The organism is Streptomyces sp. NBC_00878, from assembly GCF_026341515.1.
Lineage (GTDB): Bacteria > Actinomycetota > Actinomycetes > Streptomycetales > Streptomycetaceae > Streptomyces.
Genome location: NZ_JAPEOK010000001.1, coordinates 821,506 through 837,991 on the forward strand (window position 1 = coordinate 821,506; position 16,486 = coordinate 837,991).

Annotated in this window: 14 protein-coding genes; 5 read left to right on the plus strand and 9 right to left on the minus strand. The window is 70.5% G+C overall.

The genetic code is table 11. The features are described 5' to 3' along the window. Positions 1-34: 34 nt before the first annotated feature. From OHA11_RS03285 to OHA11_RS03300, 4 genes are all read right to left on the minus strand, one after another. Positions 35-2,398, minus strand: a complete 2,364-nt coding sequence (locus OHA11_RS03285; protein ID WP_266506906.1) for a GH92 family glycosyl hydrolase — start codon at positions 2,396-2,398, stop codon at positions 35-37. Positions 2,399-2,530: 132 nt separating this feature from the next. Then, positions 2,531-3,751: a glucose-1-phosphate adenylyltransferase gene (glgC, locus tag OHA11_RS03290; RefSeq protein ID WP_266491751.1), complete on the minus strand. Its 1,221-nt coding sequence runs from the start codon at positions 3,749-3,751 to the stop codon at positions 2,531-2,533. A gap of 92 nt (positions 3,752-3,843) precedes the next feature. Beyond that, positions 3,844-5,004 carry a glycogen synthase gene (gene glgA, locus OHA11_RS03295; RefSeq protein ID WP_266491753.1) on the minus strand — a complete coding sequence of 387 codons (1,161 nt, stop codon included), beginning with the start codon at positions 5,002-5,004 and terminating at the stop codon, positions 3,844-3,846. A 106-nt stretch (positions 5,005-5,110) separates the two neighbouring features. Continuing rightward, complete coding sequence (locus OHA11_RS03300) at positions 5,111-5,824, minus strand: (2Fe-2S)-binding protein (protein ID WP_266491755.1); 714 nt, start codon at positions 5,822-5,824, stop codon at positions 5,111-5,113. A 242-nt stretch (positions 5,825-6,066) separates the two neighbouring features. Between OHA11_RS03300 and OHA11_RS03305 the strand changes: the two genes are divergently transcribed. Beyond that, positions 6,067-7,365, plus strand: a complete 1,299-nt coding sequence (locus OHA11_RS03305) for a DMT family transporter (protein ID WP_266491757.1) — start codon at positions 6,067-6,069, stop codon at positions 7,363-7,365. On the opposite strand, the gene OHA11_RS03310 is transcribed toward OHA11_RS03305, so the two are convergent. Next, complete coding sequence (locus tag OHA11_RS03310; RefSeq protein WP_266491760.1) at positions 7,355-8,560, minus strand: transglycosylase family protein; 1,206 nt, start codon at positions 8,558-8,560, stop codon at positions 7,355-7,357. The genes OHA11_RS03305 and OHA11_RS03310 overlap by 11 nt on opposite strands. A 317-nt stretch (positions 8,561-8,877) precedes the next feature. Between OHA11_RS03310 and gndA the strand changes: the two genes are divergently transcribed. After that, a complete protein-coding gene (gndA, locus tag OHA11_RS03315; protein WP_266491762.1) occupies positions 8,878-10,317 on the plus strand; it encodes an NADP-dependent phosphogluconate dehydrogenase in 1,440 nt (479 codons plus the stop codon). A gap of 492 nt (positions 10,318-10,809) precedes the next feature. Here the strand turns inward: gndA and OHA11_RS03325 are convergent, their stop codons facing one another. Together OHA11_RS03325 and OHA11_RS03330 are read right to left on the minus strand one after the other, a co-directional pair. Next, positions 10,810-11,514: an aspartate/glutamate racemase family protein gene (locus OHA11_RS03325; RefSeq protein ID WP_266491767.1), complete on the minus strand. Its 705-nt coding sequence runs from the start codon at positions 11,512-11,514 to the stop codon at positions 10,810-10,812. Beyond that, complete coding sequence (locus OHA11_RS03330; protein ID WP_266491770.1) at positions 11,484-11,828, minus strand: GNAT family N-acetyltransferase; 345 nt, start codon at positions 11,826-11,828, stop codon at positions 11,484-11,486. The genes OHA11_RS03325 and OHA11_RS03330 overlap by 31 nt, the downstream gene beginning before the upstream one ends. A gap of 218 nt (positions 11,829-12,046) precedes the next feature. Here OHA11_RS03330 and OHA11_RS03335 point away from each other — a divergent pair, with 218 nt between their 5' ends. Continuing rightward, positions 12,047-12,742 carry an alpha/beta fold hydrolase gene (locus OHA11_RS03335; RefSeq protein ID WP_266491773.1) on the plus strand — a complete coding sequence of 232 codons (696 nt, stop codon included), beginning with the start codon at positions 12,047-12,049 and terminating at the stop codon, positions 12,740-12,742. A gap of 15 nt (positions 12,743-12,757) precedes the next feature. Here the strand turns inward: OHA11_RS03335 and OHA11_RS03340 are convergent, their stop codons facing one another. Together OHA11_RS03340 and OHA11_RS03345 are read right to left on the minus strand one after the other, a co-directional pair. Then, positions 12,758-13,348, minus strand: a complete 591-nt coding sequence (locus OHA11_RS03340) for a helix-turn-helix domain-containing protein (RefSeq protein ID WP_266491781.1) — start codon at positions 13,346-13,348, stop codon at positions 12,758-12,760. A gap of 103 nt (positions 13,349-13,451) precedes the next feature. Continuing rightward, the gene (locus tag OHA11_RS03345; RefSeq protein WP_266491783.1) at positions 13,452-14,063 is read right to left on the minus strand and encodes a TetR/AcrR family transcriptional regulator C-terminal domain-containing protein; all 612 of its coding nucleotides are present in this window, start codon (positions 14,061-14,063) and stop codon (positions 13,452-13,454) included. A 96-nt stretch (positions 14,064-14,159) separates the two neighbouring features. Between OHA11_RS03345 and OHA11_RS03350 the strand changes: the two genes are divergently transcribed. Next, complete coding sequence (locus OHA11_RS03350; protein WP_266491786.1) at positions 14,160-15,638, plus strand: FAD-dependent monooxygenase; 1,479 nt, start codon at positions 14,160-14,162, stop codon at positions 15,636-15,638. A 14-nt stretch (positions 15,639-15,652) separates the two neighbouring features. Continuing rightward, entirely contained in the window at positions 15,653-16,408 is a 756-nt protein-coding gene (locus tag OHA11_RS03355) for an SDR family oxidoreductase (protein ID WP_266491789.1), read from the plus strand. Positions 16,409-16,486 lie beyond the last annotated feature (78 nt).

The window sequence follows — 16,486 nt, forward strand, 5'->3', positions numbered from 1 at the left end:
CGTGTGGCCTAAGAGGTCAGGCCAGTGGGCGATGTCACTTCAGCGCGGGCGGCGCCGCGTCCGCGGCCGTGCCCCAGTCGGACGGCGCTCCGCCCACCGTGAAGGCCAGCTCGCGGATGCCGCGCAGCTCACCGGTCGTCAGGTACGTACGGTCGTGTGCGGCCCCGTCGCCCCGTACCGACTGGATGTACCGGCGCCCGTCCGAGGCGTCCGGCGTGGCCGTCACGGTCAGTGCGCCGAGTGGGTGGTAGCGGCGGTCGAGGGTCACGTCGACCCGCTCGAAGACCGGTGTGGACAGGCCCCAGGTGTCGAATCCGGGCTGCACCGGGAAGATCCCGATCGACGACAGGACGTGCCAGGCGGACATGGTCCCCAGGTCGTCGTTTCCGGTCATGCCCGTCGGCGTGTCCGTGAAGAGGGTCAGCGCTGCATGCACCACGTCGGTGGTCTGCCAGGGCCGGCCGGTCGAGAGATAGGTGTAGGGGGCGATCAGGTCGGGCTCGTTCTGGGGGTTGTACTTGTCGGCGTTGTAGTAGGCGTACGGTCCGTTGACCCACACCTCGCGGGCCGTCTTCGCGGGGTCCTTCATCAGCTGGTCGTACGCGAAGAACGCGTCGAGCCGGTCGTTCGTGGCCTGCCTGCCGCCGATCAGGTCGATCATCCCCGGCAGGTCCTGCGGGACCAGCCACTGGTACTGCCAGGACGTGCCCTCGTGGAATCCCTCGCTCCTGGCCGGATCGGCCGATCCGATGAAGGCGCCCGAGGCGTCCCGTGCCCGGAAGAATCCGGTCGAGGGGTCGAGGATCCGGCGGTAGTTCTGCGAACGGGCGGCGTACCGCGCGGCGTCCGCCTCGTGCCCCAGATCGCGGGCCATCTGGGCGAGCATCGCGTCGGACAGGGCGTACTCGAGCGTCGCGGACGCGCCGAAGTCGTAGTCGGAGTTGCCGAGCTTGGCATGCGGGCGGCCCTTGATGAGGGGCACGAATCCGTCGGCGATGTACTCCTTGTTGCCCTCGCGCCCCGCCGCGGGCGAGTCGGCGGGCGGCACGCCGTCGGCGTTTCTCTTCAGCGCGCGGTAGGTCCGCTCCTCGTGCCCGTCCAGCAGCCCCTGCTGGTAGGCGTTGGTGAGGAACGGGGTGACCGGATCGCCGGTCATGATGTTCGTCTCGACCGTCCCGTAGCCCCACTTGGGCAGCCAGCCGCCCTCTTCGCCGACCCTGAGGACGGACAGCGCCATGTCACGCGACTCACGCGGCGCGAGCAGGGCGAGGAGCTGTGCCTGGGTGCGGTACGTGTCCCACAGTGACCAGTTCTGGTAGTAGGTGAAGCCCATCTCTCGGTGAGCCTTCCCGTCCCAGCCGGTGTAGCGGCCGTCCGCGTCGCTGCCGATGTTGGGGGCGAGGAAGGACCGGTAGAGGGAGGAGTAGAAGGTGCGCCGGAGTGTGCCGTCGCCGCCTCGCACCCGTACGTCGTCGAGCCGCTCCTCCCAGGCCCGCCGTGCCGCGTCCCGGACGCTGTCGAAGGAACGGCCTCCTTCGGAGCGGAGGTTCACGGCCGCGCCGCGCGCGTCCACGTACGACAGCGCGGTGGTCGCCTCGACCGTGCGGTCCTTCGTCGTGTCGAAGCGGACGTACGCGCCGTTGCGGCCGGTGCCGGTCGAGCGCGCGGAGCCCTTGGTGACCGTGTCGCCGTGCCACGTGCCCGACGTGGTGAACGGCCGGTCGAAGCGGGTGAGGGTGTGGACGGTGTACGGCCGGGTGGCGCGGCAGAAGCCGCTGCCGGTGATCGTGGTGCGTACGGTGCGGTCGTCGAGGATCTCGACCGTGGTGGAGACCGTCTTGTGCAGCGACTGGCCGGCGTTCAGGAGGACGTTCGCCTTGTCCGTGGCCGGGAAGGTGTAGCGCTGCACACCGGTGCGTGCGGTGGCCGTCAGCTCGGCGTCGATGACGGTGTCGCCGCTGCCGCTCTTCAGGCCGACCCGGTAGTGGCCGGGGCTCGCCTTCTCCGTGTCGTGGCCGAACTCCGCGGCGTACTTCGCGTAGTCGGTCTCGGTGACGTCACCCGTGGTGGGCAGGACCGGCAGGTCTCCGCCGATGCGGCAGCCGACACCGGACAGGTGGACGAGCGAGAAGCCGCGGACGCGGTTCTGCGAGTAGTCGTAGCCGGTGTTGTGACCAGTGTCCGGGGACAGCTGGACCATGCCGAAGGGCACAGCGGCGCCCGGGAAGGTGTTGCCCTCGGCCTCGGTGCCGATGAACGGGTTGACCAGGTCGGTGAGCCGGCCCGCCCCCGGTTCGGCGGCCGACACGGCGGGAGCGGCGAGCCCGCCGCCCAGCCCGAGCAGGGCGGCAGCGATCACCACGGCCGTACGCGGGCGCGGGCGTCCGGTCCATCTCATACGCGGGTCCTCCGTGTCGGGCTCGATCACCGTGCGGTCGTACGTCATGAGACCGCTCGGCCCGCCCGTCACCCCGGACCTGCCGTGGTGGGCCGCGCCATTGCCACCCCGGCAGCCCAACGCGCCCGGCGGCTACGACACGTGCTGGCCCTTTCCGAGCGCGATCACGCCCCCCTTGGAGACCGTGTAGAGCTCCTCGTCCCGCTCCGGGTTGACGCCGATCGTCGCTCCCGGGGGCACCTGTACGTTCTTGTCGAGGACCGCGCCGCGCACGACCGCGCCCCGCCCGATGTGCACGTTGTCGTGCAGCACCGAGCCCTGGACGACGGCGCCCGGGTCGACGACGACCCCCGGCGACAGGACGGAACGGGTGACCTGGCCCCGGATCAGACAGCCCGCGCTGATGATGGACTCGCTCGCCATGCCGCCGGCGTTGAAGCGGGCCGGCGACAGCTGGCCGGAGTGGGTGTAGATGGGCCAGCTGCGGTTGTAGAGGTTGAAGGCGGGCCGCTCGGCGATCAGGTCCATATGGGCGTCGTAGTACGCGTCGAGGGTCCCGACGTCACGCCAGTAGCCCTGGTCGCGGACCGTCTCGCCGGGCACGTGGTTCTGGCTGAAGTCGTACAGCTGGGCCTCGCCGCGATCGGTGAGCGCCGGCAGGATCGAGCCGCCCATGTCGTGCACGGAGTTCTCGTCCTCGGCGTCCCGCTGCAACACCTCCACCAGGGCCTTCGTGGTGAAGATGTAGTTGCCCATGGAGGCGAAGACGCTCTCCGGGTCGTCCGGGAGGCCCGGCGGATCGGCGGGCTTCTCCAGGAAGCCGCGGACGCTCTGGCCGTCCGTCCCGGGCGAGATGACGCCGAAGGCCGACGACTCGTTCCGGGGCACGCGGATGCCCGCGACGGTCACGCCCGCACCGCTCTCGATGTGCTGGTTCAGCATCTGCCGCGGGTCCATGCGGTAGACGTGGTCGGCGCCGAAGACCGCGATGTAGTCGGGCTGCTCGTCGTGTACGAGGTTCAGCGACTGCAGGATCGCGTCGGCGCTGCCCAGGTACCAGCGCGGGCCGAGCCGCTGCTGCGCAGGGACCGGCGTCACGTAGTTGCCGAGCAGGCTGGACATCCGCCAGGTCGTGGTGATGTGCCGGTCGAGCGAGTGCGACTTGTACTGCGTCAGGACGCAGATGCGCAGGATGTCGGCGTTGACGAGATTGGAGAGTACGAAATCCACCAGGCGATACGTTCCGCCGAAAGTCACAGCGGGTTTCGCACGGTCGGCTGTCAAAGGCATCAACCGCTTGCCCTCGCCACCCGCCAGTACGATTCCCAGCACCGAAGGTCCACCGCGTCGCATGCCGCACCCCTCTACCGCCCGGTTTGAGCCATGTTCTCGAACTACACCTGCCAGAGGACTATCCCCGTCGAAGGGTTGTTCTAGCCCGCGAGCTAGACCTGTTTGAGGATTTCCTCGTACAGCTGGACCGTCTGCCGGGCCACCGCGTCCCAGCCGAACGCCCGCACCGCCCGTTCGCGGCCCGCCTCGCCCATGCGCCGGGCGGCCTCCGGGTCGGCCAGCAGCGAGTCCAGGGCGCGCGCCAGCCGCGCCGCGTCCTCCTCGGCGGACCCCTCGACGGAGACGAGCAGCCCGGTCTCGCCGTCCGCGACGACCTCGGGAATCCCGCCCACCCGCGAGGCCACCACGGCCGTGCCGCAGGCCATCGCCTCCAGGTTGACGATGCCCAGGGGCTCGTACACCGAGGGGCAGACGAACACGGTTGCATGCGTGAGGAGTTGGATCACGTCCGGTCGCGGCAGCATCTGCGGGATCCAGTGCACGCCCTCGCGGACGCGGCTGAGCTCCTGGAACAGGTCGCGGAACTCCTGGTCGATCTCCGGTGTGTCGGGCGCTCCCGCGCACAGCACGACCTGCGCGGCCGGATCGATGTCCCGCACCGCGCGCAGCAGATGGGGCACGCCCTTCTGGCGGGTGATACGGCCGACGAACAGGACGTACGGGCGGGCGAGGTCGAGGCCGATGCGGTCGATCACGTCCGTGCCGTGGTCCGGCTCGTAGAGAGAGGTGTCGATGCCGTTGTGCACGACGCGTACCTTCGCCGGGTCCAGGGAGGGGTAGCAGCCGAGGATGTCCTCGCGCATGGCTCCGGAGACGGCGATCACGGCGTCGGCAGCCTCGATGGCGGTCCGCTCGGCCCAGCTGGAGAGGGCGTAGCCGCCGCCGAGCTGCTCGGCCTTCCAGGGGCGCAGCGGCTCCAGGGAGTGGGCGGTCATGACGTGCGGGATGCCGTACAGCAGCTTCGCCATGTGGCCCGCGAGGTTCGCGTACCAGGTGTGCGAGTGGACGAGTTCGCGGCCTTCGAGGGCGGCGGCGATGGAAAGGTCCACGGAGAAGGTGCGCAGCGCGTCGTTCGCGCCGTCGAGCGCGGGCCAGGGCCGGTGGCGGACGACGCCGCCCGCGGCGCCCTCGCCCCAGCAGTGCACGTCCAGGTCGGTGAGTGGCCTCAACTCCCGGGCGAGGAACTCGACGTGGACCCCCGCACCGCCGTACACATCCGGCGGGTACTCCCGGGAAAGTAGTCCCACTCGCACCCGGAACCCCCTGTCTCAGCGGTTGGTTCCCACATGGTCACCCAGAAGTGTGTCTTGGGGAAGACCGCGAAGGAAGGCAGGCCCCCATCGTGCCGCACGACCGTGCTCAGAGTCGGCGCGGGGGGCGTACGAAGCAGCAGTCGCCGCATACGCCTCCGCCGGGGACCCGGTAGTAGAGACAGCAGCTGCGCCGCCGGAACGCCGTGCCGGTCAGAGTGCCGGTGTCCCGCAGGTCGGGGTGGTCGAGGAGCTCGGCGGCCAGGGAGCGGGCCAGGTCACCCGTCTCCGGTCGGCCGTTGGCGCGGGCCCAGCGGTCGAGTTCGCGTGCGGCGCCCGCGAGCGCGGAGGCCGCGTTGCCCCACAACAGCCCCGCGGAGACGGGCTGCCGGGCCCGTAGTGCCGTCGCGAGAGGTTCGAGATGGCCGTACTGGACGACCTGCCGGACGGTCGCCGCGTCGCCTGGCAGGGCACGCGTCTCGGACAGCCACAGGTCGTCGGGCGCGCTGCCGTCCGCGTCCCAGCGCAGCAGCCGGGGGTCGAGGTCGGGAACCTGTCCGTAGAGAACGGCCGCGCCCAGCGCCACCGACCACAGCCGGGCGGCGAGTCCCTGCTGCGCCACCGAGACCCCGATCCGCGACTCGGGCGCGCCCAGCAGCCGCACGACCTTGCGGACACGGAAAGTGAGCGGATCCGACTCGACGGTGACATTCCGTGTCTCGTACACCTCCGCGAGCGTCGGCAGCGACGGCCCTCGTCCAGTGCGCAGGGCGAAGAAACCTTCGAGAGAGGCGAGCCGATCGAGGTCCGGATCGAGGTTCACGAACACCAAGTACACCAAGGGGCATAACGGAGCCACTAGGGGGGTTGTACTCGGTGTCACCCGACCTGGGGAGGACTGGGCCCAAGACGTACTCCATCGGCAGTAGGACCCAATGACTGCTCAGGTACGACGACACGGGCCCTTTCACGAGGGATCGTATTAACCATGGAAGCCGACCGATCGCCGTACCGGACTCTCCGCTCCACGAAGAGCGTCCGTCACCCGCAGAGGAGGAGCGACACGTGAACGCACTCGTGCTGTCTGTGCTGCTCTCTCTCATCTCCGCCGTCGCGTACGCCGGCGGGGCGATCGTGCAGGAACGGGTCGCGGCGAACACACCGGACACGACGTACGCACCGATGCGCCAGTACGCCTGGTGGATCGCGGTCGGCCTCAACGGCCTCGGCGGGCTGCTGCACGTCGTGGCACTCGCCTACGGCCCGCTCAGCCTGGTCCAGCCACTCGGCGCGCTGACCATCGTCTTCGCGCTTCCCATGGCCGCGATCTTCGTGCGCCGCAAGGCCGGGGCGACCGCCTGGCGCGGCGCGATCATGGCGACGGTCGGCCTGGCCGGTCTGCTCGCCCTGGTCGGCACGGCCGACTCGCAGTCCCTGAACAGCACCCAGCGCGTCATGGTGGCCCTGGTCACCGGCGGCGCCGTGGTGGCCCTGATGACGGCGGCCCGCGCGGCGCACCGGAACCCGGCCGTGCGCAGTGTGCTGCTCGCGACGGCGGCTGGTGTCGCCTTCGGCATGTCGTCGGTGTTCACGAAGACGGTCGCGGTCGACTGGGCGGGCGGCGTCTCGCTCGCCGACGTGCCGAGCCTCGCCGTGATCGGCGTCCTGGCGACCGCCGGAATGCTCCTGTCGCAGGCCTCCTACCGGGGCGCCGGACTCGCGGCGCCCCTGGCCACGCTGACCGTCGTGAACCCCATAGTGGCCGCCGCGGTCGGTATCACGATGTTCGGCGAGACGTTCCGGTACGGCGAGACGGGCACCGTCCTCGCGCTGAGCTGCGGGGTCGTCGCCGCGGGCGGCCTGATCCTGCTCACCACGGAGCGGATCAGCGGCACGGAGCGCACGGCGCCAGTACCGGTGCCGGTGCCCGCTCCGGCCATGGCCGGAGCGGTGGCCGACGCGACCACGGGGACCGAGTCGTCGAGCGTCCCGGGTGCCGAGCCGAGGCGCATCGGCATCGGGATCGGCATCGAGGAGACCGCCGTTCCGTACGAGCGCGTGCTGCCCGAGCAGCCCGTCCCGGCGGAGCGGGTGGTGGTCTCCGCCGGAGTCCGGGACCAGCCGCGCATACGGGAGGAGATACTCGCCCCCGCCGGGGTGCTCGCCTCCGCCTCGGCGCGGGAGGACGCCCTCCTGCCGCCGCCCGGGTCCAACGGGCCCCCGCGACTCGACGAGGCCCCGGACACGATCGACGGCATTGAGGGCATCGACGAGGCAGCGTGGCCCCGCGGGAGCTACTACGGAATACCGTTCATGCCGTTGCTCCCGGCCCCGATGGTGATCCGCTCCAGCGTCAAATCGTGACGCCACCTGCGCGCAGATAGGCGACCGGATCGATGTCGCTGCCGAAACCGGGCCCCGTCCGCACCTCGAAGTGCAGATGCGGGCCCGTGCTGTTGCCCGTGGAGCCCGAGCGGCCGATGCGCTGGCCGCTTCCCACGCTCTGTCCCGCCTTCACGGAGATCGCCGACAGGTGGGCGTACTGGGTGTAGTGGCCGTCACCGTGCCGGATCACCACCTGGTAGCCGAAGGAACCGCCCCAGCCCGCGGTCACGACGCTGCCCGCGCCGACCGACTTGACCGACGTGCCGGTGGGCACCGGGAAGTCGACGCCCGTGTGGTAACCCTTCGACCAGGAGGAGCCCGAGGCGCGGTAGGGCGTTCCGGTACCGGCGCCGACCGGCGCGGTGAAGCTGCGCGTCGCGGAGGCGGCCTGCTGCCCGGTCTTCTCGCGCTTCTCGGTCTTCTCGGCCTTCTCCTTCTTCCCGCTCTTCTCAGCCGAGGACTTGTCCGTGGCGGACTTGCCGGGCGACGTGGACGTGCCGCCGTTGCCCGGGGTCGCCTTCGGCTTCAGGTTCAGCCGCTGACCGGGAATTATCACGTCGGGGTCGGCGCCGACCGTCCCGCGGTTGGCGTCGTACAACCGCTGCCAGCCGCCAGGGACCTCGCGTGCGCCCGCGATGCCGGAGAGCGTGTCGCCGCGCACGACGGTGTACATCTCGGCGGTGCCGGCCCGGGACTGGGGCGTGGTCTGCGGCTGTACGTCACGGACGGTGCGCTTGGCGGTCTTGGCGGACGCCTGGGCGGAGGTGCCCGACGGATTGATGTCGGGGGTGTCGCCGCCGCGGGTGAGGCCCGCCCGTACCGAGCAGGTCGGCCAGGCGCCGGGGCCCTGGCCCTTGAGGACCTTCTCGGCCACGGCGATCTGCTGGTCCTGGGTGGCGAGGTCGGCGCGTGCCGCGTAGGCCCTGCCGCCGTACGCCTCCCAGGTGGACTGGCTGAACTGCAGCCCGCCGTAGTAGCCGTTGCCGGTGTTGATCTTCCAGTTGCTGGTGGACTCGCAGGCGGCGACCTTGTTCCAGGTGTCCACATCAGCCGCGTGCGCGACGCCCGTACCGATGAGCGGTATCGCCATTCCGGCGCCGCCCACCGTGACGGTGAGTGAGGCGCGGTTGATCCTGTTCGGCTGATACCGGCGGTGCCGGCCGCGTACGGCCATGAAGGAGCCCCCTCGACATGCGTCAGGAGCGACAAAAGTAAAGGCTGCTAACAGGCCACGACAAGAGGGCAATCGGTCGCCCCATCCCGCCAAGTGACCAGGAATCGCCCCTCGTTCGCGGGTGTCGGCACGTATGCCCGGGGCAGGTGTGACGGCGAAGTTCGGCGAGGCGCTGAGGCGAGGGCGGCTCCGCTGCGTAAACACCAGAGGAAAGTCAGGATGTGCGGTCGGCGAACCTGCAAGTCAGGATGGTCGGCGGGGCGATACTGGCAGGCATGACCGGCACTACCGATTCAGGAAATCTAGGAGCCAACCGTATGAGCACTTCAGCCCAGATCGGCGTCACGGGACTCGCGGTCATGGGGCGCAATCTCGCCCGTAACTTCGCGCGGAACGGGTATGCGGTCGCCCTGCACAACCGGACGGCCGCGCGTACGCACGCGCTGGTGGAGGAGTTCGGCAGCGAAGGCACCTTCGTCGCGACGGACACCGCCAAGGAGTTCGTCGCCGCGCTGGAACGCCCCCGCCGCCTGGTCATCATGGTGAAGGCCGGCGAGCCGACCGACGCGGTGATCCAGGAGTTCGCCCCGCTCCTGGAGCCCGGCGACATGATCATCGACGGCGGCAACGCCCACTTCGCCGACACCCGGCGCCGGGAGCGCGAACTGCGCGAGCAGGGCATCCACTTCGTCGGCGCGGGCATCTCCGGCGGCGAGGAGGGCGCGCTGCACGGGCCGAGCATCATGCCGGGCGGTCCGGCCGAGTCCTACGAGTCGCTCGGCCCGATGCTGGAGAAGATCTCCGCGAAGGCCGAAGACGGCGCGCCCTGCGTCACGCACGTCGGCCCCGACGGCGCCGGACACTTCGTGAAGATGGTGCACAACGGCATCGAGTACGCCGACATGCAGCTGATCGGCGAGGCGTACCAGCTGCTGCGTGACGTGGCGGGCTACTCCCCCGCGCAGATCGCGGACATCTTCCGCACCTGGAACACCGGACGGCTCGACTCCTACCTGATCGAGATCACCGCCGAGGTCCTCTCCCACGTGGACGCGGCGACCGGCAAGCCCTTCGTCGACGTGGTGCAGGACCAGGCGGAGCAGAAGGGCACGGGTCGGTGGACCGTGCAGATCGCTCTCGACCTGGGCGTTCCCGTGTCGGGTATCGCCGAGGCCGTCTTCGCGCGGTCCCTGTCCGGTCACACCGAGCTGCGTGAGGCCTCGCGCGGGCTCGCCGGCCCGAAGGCCACGGCGCTGGGCGAGGCCGAGGCCTCGGCATTCGCCGACCGGGTGGAGCAGGCGCTGTACGCGTCGAAGATCGTGTCCTACACGCAGGGCTTCCACAAGATCGCGGCCGGCAGCGCCGAGTACGACTGGAACATCGACCTGGGTGCGGTCGCCTCGATCTGGCGCGGGGGCTGCATCATCCGGGCGGCGTTCCTGGACCGGATCCGGGCCGCGTACGACACGCGGGCCGATCTGCCGAGCCTGCTGTCCGACGAGACGTTCGCGCAGGAGATCGCGGCGGCTCAGGGCGACTGGCGGGCCGTGCTCGTCTCCGCCGTGCAGCAGGGGGTGCCCACGCCCGGGTTCGCGGCGGCGCTCTCGTACTACGACGCGTTGCGTGCGGAGCGGTTGCCTGCGGCTCTCACCCAGGGGCAGCGGGACTTCTTCGGTGCGCACACGTATCGGCGGACCGACCGGGAGGGGTCGTTCCACACGCTGTGGGGCGGGGACCGGTCCGAGGTGGCCGGCTAGGCGCTCCGCGCAGGGGTCGGTTCTCGGAGTGCGGGTCCGTGGGGGCTTGTCGCGCCCACGATGGGGGTCCCCCCGCTCGAGCGAAGCCGAGAGTGGGGGAGGAGCCGCATATCGATACAGCCCCGCGTCCCTAAAAGATGCGGTGGCCCGGCGCGGATTCTCCGCGCCGGGCCACCGCATCTTTTGTGGCGTCCTTAACCCATCGGGTCCGGCTGTGGTTCCGGGGGCGGGGTCGGGGCCGGGCCCGGGGGTTGCGGGACCGGGGACGGGGACGGCTCCGGGACCGGGTGGGGTTTCGGGGAAGGTTCCGGGAAGGGTTGGGGGTGGTCGGGGCCCGGGCCGGGCGTGGGCCCCGGCTTCACGGGGTCGGGGTACGGGTGCGTCATGGCGTCCTCCAACCAGTCGGTGTCTCGGCCCTGGACTTGTCCCACGCGTACCCGTGCCCCGCGCGCCCACTCACCCCGTCGCGGGACGAACGGGGACCAGGTGGGCCTACGCCGCCCCCGCCGCGCCGACCACGCCAGCCACATCCCCACCGACCGCCGCGGCCGCTCCCGCCGCGAGGCCGGGGCGCGGGCTGGACAGCACCGGTACGGCGGTCGTGGTGAGGTGCTGGGCAGGGGTCATCGAGGCCTGGGCGAGGACGATCACGTCGGCGTCCATGACGCGGTCGGCGGCGGACGCGACGGCGCGGGCGTAGGCGTCGGTGTCGCCCGCCACGAAGTGGTCCCAGGCGTCGGTCGCCAGCAGGGTGCGTACGACGGCCGGGGATCCCGCGCGGGCGGCCTCCTCCTGGACGAGGGCCACAGTCGGCTCCAGAGTGCTCTCCACCGTGGCGAGTACGACGATGCGCGGGCCCGCAGCCACCGCGGCAACGGCCATCGGACGGTCCACCCGGAGTACCGGTACGCCGGGGTCGGCCGCCTCGGCGACCGCGCCGATGGTGGAGCAGGTGCAGAGCACCGCCGCCGCCCCGTCGGCGACGGCCCGGTCCAGCATCGCGCGCACCTCGTCGGCCACCGCCTCCGGCCCTTCCTCCCGTGCCCGCTTCAGGAGTTCCTCGGACACGAAGTGCCGCAGTTCCAGGGCCGGGTGGTCCTCGTCGCGGAGCGCGTCGAAGACGGGGACGTGGGCGGGCGAGGTGTGCAGGAGGGCGAGCGGTCCCATCAGAACCGGCCGGGGTGGGCCGCCAGCCATGCCTCCGCCGCGCTCAGCAGTTCGGGGTCGGCCACCGGGGCCTCGTCGGGGTGGCGTGCGGCCCACTTGACGACGTACGGGCAGAGCGGGGCGACCGGGACGCCCTCGCGGGCCGACATGGCGTACAGCTCGCGGGCGAGGGAGCCCGCGATGCCCTTGCCCTCATGGGCGGGCTCCACGATCGTGTGGACCGGGACCAGCGCGCGCCCCGGGCTTTCGAGGACGAAGTACGCGATGTGGCCGACGACTTCGTCACCGGCGTACGCCTCCAGGCGGCCGGCCGCCCGGTCGTCACGGATCGCGATCTCGCTCATGGTCTCTCCTCGTGGTGAGGGTCAGGCCGGGACGGCCTGGGCGACCGGGCCTCGACACAGGGGACCTGAGCGTAACCGATGGTGATCACCGTGACTGCAGGTCGGGCAGAGTTTGCCTACTAGGCAAATGAAATCGCCCTGCGGGTTGACCTCGGGTGCCGCTCGGTCGATCCTGGGTGCATCCGTAGGGACCCGCGACTCGCAGGAGGAAGAGCGCAATGGCGACGTTCGTACTGATTCATGGTTCCTGGGGTGGAGGCTGGGTCTGGGACCGTATGCGGCCCGTCCTGGAAGAGGCCGGCCACCGTGTTCTGACTCCCACGCTCACCGGGTTCGCCGAGAAACACGATCTGTCCCGGCCGGAGGTGGGGCTCTCCGTGAATGTCCGGGAGGTCGCCGATCTGCTCGTCGGAGAGCAGGTCGAGGACGTGATTCTCGTGGGCCACAGCTACGGCGGCATGGTCATCACCGGGGTGGCCGCCCTCGTCCCGGATCGCATCGGACAGATCGTGTACGTGGACGGCTTCGTCCCCACCACCGGCGAGTCGGCCTTCACCATGCTTCCCTGGCTGGAAGACGCGTTCGTGGCCCCCGAGGGCGGCCCGGACTGGGAGGCCGCCCCGCTGGACCCACGCGCGCTCGGCGCCGACGAGGACGGCGCCACCTGGCTGGAGAGCCGCCTGACCCCCATGCCTCGCCTCACCCATGCCGAACCGCTGGGACCGGGCAGCGAGGAAGTCCTGGACGGCAAGCAGGTGACCTACATTCACTGCGCGGCCCAGGAGTTCTTCAACGACACCGCCGCCGCCGTGGTCAAGCGCGGGTTCCGTCTTGTCACCCTCACCGAGGTCACTCACGTCGAGGTGCTGGTGCAACCGCGGGTCCTGGCCCGCGAACTGCTCGGACTTCTCTGACCGGTCGGCGAACGGTCAGCGCCGGGGTTTCGGTGAGGGAACCGGGTGATGCATCGGCATGGTCGCGGCCGTCGACGCGACCAGCACGGTGGCGGGCTGCTCGCTCCTGTTGGTCAAGCGGTGGACCTTCGACGAGTCGAAGTGAAGGGAATCACCGGCGCCCAGCGAGATGTCCTTGCCGTCCAGGCGGAAAAGCACGTCGCCCGACAGGACGTGCAGCCACTCTTCGCCCGCGTGCTTGGCGTCCTTGGTCGACTTTCCGGGCTCCACCTCCACGCGAATGACAGCGATCGTGGACCCCGGGCCGCTCAGGACGGTGTAGTGCCCGTCCTGCCCGGGATGCTCGACCACCTCGCCGCCTCGTACGAGGTGGTAGTCCTCCGGCTCCTGCTCCTGGATCAGCTCACTCACCGAGATCCCGTACACCCGGGCGATCTGGAGGAGGCTGCCGATGGACGGCTGCCGATGCCCCTTCTCCAGACGGGAGAGGTGTGTGACGGAGATACCGGTCTGCTCGGACAAGGTCACCAGCGTGATGCCGCGTTCGCTGCGCAGGTCCTTCAGCCGATGACCTACCCAAGCGTCCAGCTCGTTCTCGTGCGCCATGTTCGTAACCTACACACCTCATAGACAAAGCATGTTGCCGAGTTGGCAAATATCGCGGGGCGAGTGTGCCGGGAAGGTCGATGCCCGCGGCTCAACCTCCCCCTCACCGCCCGGCGAGGATCGCGGCCACCCCGGATTCGAACCGCTCGTCGAAGGACGTCGGCGCGAGATGTCCGGCCACGCGATGGAGCGAGGGGTAGGCCGTCTCGGAGATCGCGCCCGCCAGGATGTCGCCCAGTGGGCGCTCGTTGACCGCCTGCTCCTCCTGCGTGAGGCCCAGGGTGAAGTAGGTGACCGCCCACGCCGTCCACGCGGCCTCGCGGTCACCCGGGCCGCACTTCAGCAGCGCCTCCACCAGGGCCTCCGCGAAGCGCAGGGTGTGCGGCTCGGCGGCATAGGTGCCTACCACCAGCGCGGCACCGTCGCGATGGGACAGCAGGGCGCGGCGGTAGCGGCGGGCCAGCTCGCGGGCGCGTTCGTCGGGGGCGGCCGACAGGTCGGTCAGCGGGATTTCGCCGAGTACGGCGTCCGCCATGAGCTCCAGCATTCGGGCCTTGGTCTTCACGTGCCACTGCACGGTGTTCATCCGTACACCGAGGCGGTCGGCGACCGCTCTCGTGGACACCGCGTCCAGGCCCTTGTCGTCCAGGAGGCTCAGCGCCGCACGGATCACCGTGGCCGGATCCAGCCGGTCGCTCTGTTGCTTATTGGTCACCGACCTAGTTTACTGCATGACCAACCCCTAGGTCACCGACCTAGAGCTGTCACGGCATCAGGCGTCTGGTCGCCGACCAAGAGAAGGGTGATTTTCATGGAGACACAGCAGGTCGTCATCGCCGGAGGCGGCCCCGTCGGGCTCTGGCTCGCCGCCGAACTGCGGCTGAACGGCATCTCCGTCACCGTCCTTGAAGCACGCACCGAGATCGACCAGCGCTCCAAGGCGCTCACCGTGCACCCGCGCGGAATCGAGGTACTGGCCTCACGCGGGATCCACCAGCGGTTCCTCGACGAGAGCCTGAAGATCTCCACCGGCCACTTCGCCAACCTCGCCAACCGGCTCGACTTCTCCGTCCTGGACACGCCGTTCCCCTACACCCTCTTCATCCCCCAGGCCCGCACCGAGGCGCTCTTCGAGGAGTACGCCCTCGGGCTCGGCGCCACCATCCGGCGCGGGCATCGCGTCACCGGCTTGACCGAGCACGCGGACTCGGTGACCGTGCGGGTGGAGGGGCCGGAAGGACCGTACGAGATCCAGGCCGAGTACATCGCCGGCTGTGACGGCACCAAGAGCACCGTGCGCGAGGCCGCCCGCATCGACTTCCCCGGTACGCCCTCCACCTACCTCGGCTGGCTCGGCGATGTCCTCTTCGACAACCCGCCCCCGCCCGGTTTCAACCGCTTCGACGAGCGTGGCGGGCTGATGATCATTCCGCTGCCCGACAACCAGTGGCGCATCGCAGGCACCAGCCCCGACAGCGCGACCACCGAGTGGCCCGGCGACCTCACGCTGGACGAACTGCGGCAGAAGGTCATCGACATCGCCGGTGACGACTTCGGCATGCGCGCCCCGTCCTGGCTCTCCCGCTTCGGCAACGCCACCCGGCTGGCCACCCACTACCGGCGCGGACGCGTCGTGCTCGCGGGCGACGCCGCCCACCAGCACTACCCCACCGGCGGCGTCGGCATGAACGTCGGCTTCCAGGACGCCTTCAACCTGGGCTGGAAGCTGGCCGCGACGATCGACGGCTGGGCCTCGGACGGGCTACTGGACAGCTACCACAGCGACCGGTACCCGGTCGGCGAGCAGCTGATGGAGCACAGCCGCGCGCAGACGTACCTGTTCCACGCCTTCTCGCCCGAGGGGCTCGCCCTGCGCGACCTGCTCAGCCGGATGGTCCCCGAGTCACGGGAGTTCAGCGACTTTCTGGCCGGTCGGCTCACCGCGCTCGACGTCGCCTACTCGAGCACCGACCCGACGGCCCACCCGGTGACCGGCACCCGCGCCCCCGACCTCCCGCTCACCGGCACGGACAGCACCTTGTTCGGCACGCTGCGGGCGGACTCGTACGTGCTGCTCGACCTCACGGCAGACGGCGCGCTCACCGACCGCGCCCAGGAGCGGATCACCGTGCACGGCGGGGTGCCCGACCGGACGCGGGACGCCTGGCAGGACGTACGCGCCGCCCTGATCCGGCCCGACGGGCATGTGACGTGGGCCTGGACGGAGCAGGACGACACCAAGCTGGGGGCGCACGTGGACGCGGTCATCGCCACCGCCCTCGGCCGCTAGAAGGGACCGGAATCATGGATCTCGGACTCAAGGACAGGGTGTACGTCCTCACCGGTGCCACGCGCGGGCTGGGTTACGCCGTCGCGCGCGAACTGGTCGCCGACGGGGCCAAGGTGGTCGTCACCGGCCGCGACGAGAAGCGCGCCGCCGAGGCGGCGGCCGAACTGGGCCCGAACGCGGCCGGAGTCGCCGTGGACAACTCCGCCCCCCAGGCACCACAGCAACTGATCGCCACCGCACGGGAGTTGTTCGGCGGCTTCGACGGCATCCTCGTCAGCGTCGGCGGACCGCCCGCGGGCAACGTGGCGGACAACACCGACGAGCAGTGGCAGGCGGCCTTCGAGTCGGTGTTCCTGGGCGCGGTACGGCTCGCCCGAGCGGCCGCCGCCGAACTGAAGGACGGGGGCTCCATCGGGTTCGTCCTGTCCATCACGGCGCACGAACCGGCCCCCGGAATGGTCATCTCCAACGGGCTGCGGCCCGGACTCGCCGGGTTCGCCAAGTCACTCGCGGACGAGCTGGGCCCGCGCGGCATCCGCGTATTCGGCCTGCTGCCGGGGCGGATCGGTACGGATCGCATGCGCGAGCTGGACGGGCTGTCCCCCGATCCCGAGACCAGGCGGGCCGCCAACGAGTCCGGGATTCCGCTGCGGCGGTACGGAGCGCCGGAGGAGTTCGGACGCGCGGGCGCGTTCATGCTCTCGCCGGCGGCCTCCTACGTGACCGGGGTGATGCTGTCGGTGGACGGCGGGGCCCGGCGCGGCTTCTGACGTCGTTCGGCCAAGGCACACAGCCAAGGCACACAGCAGCGGCCATCGCGGGAGCTCGCGATGGCCGCTCTGTACTGA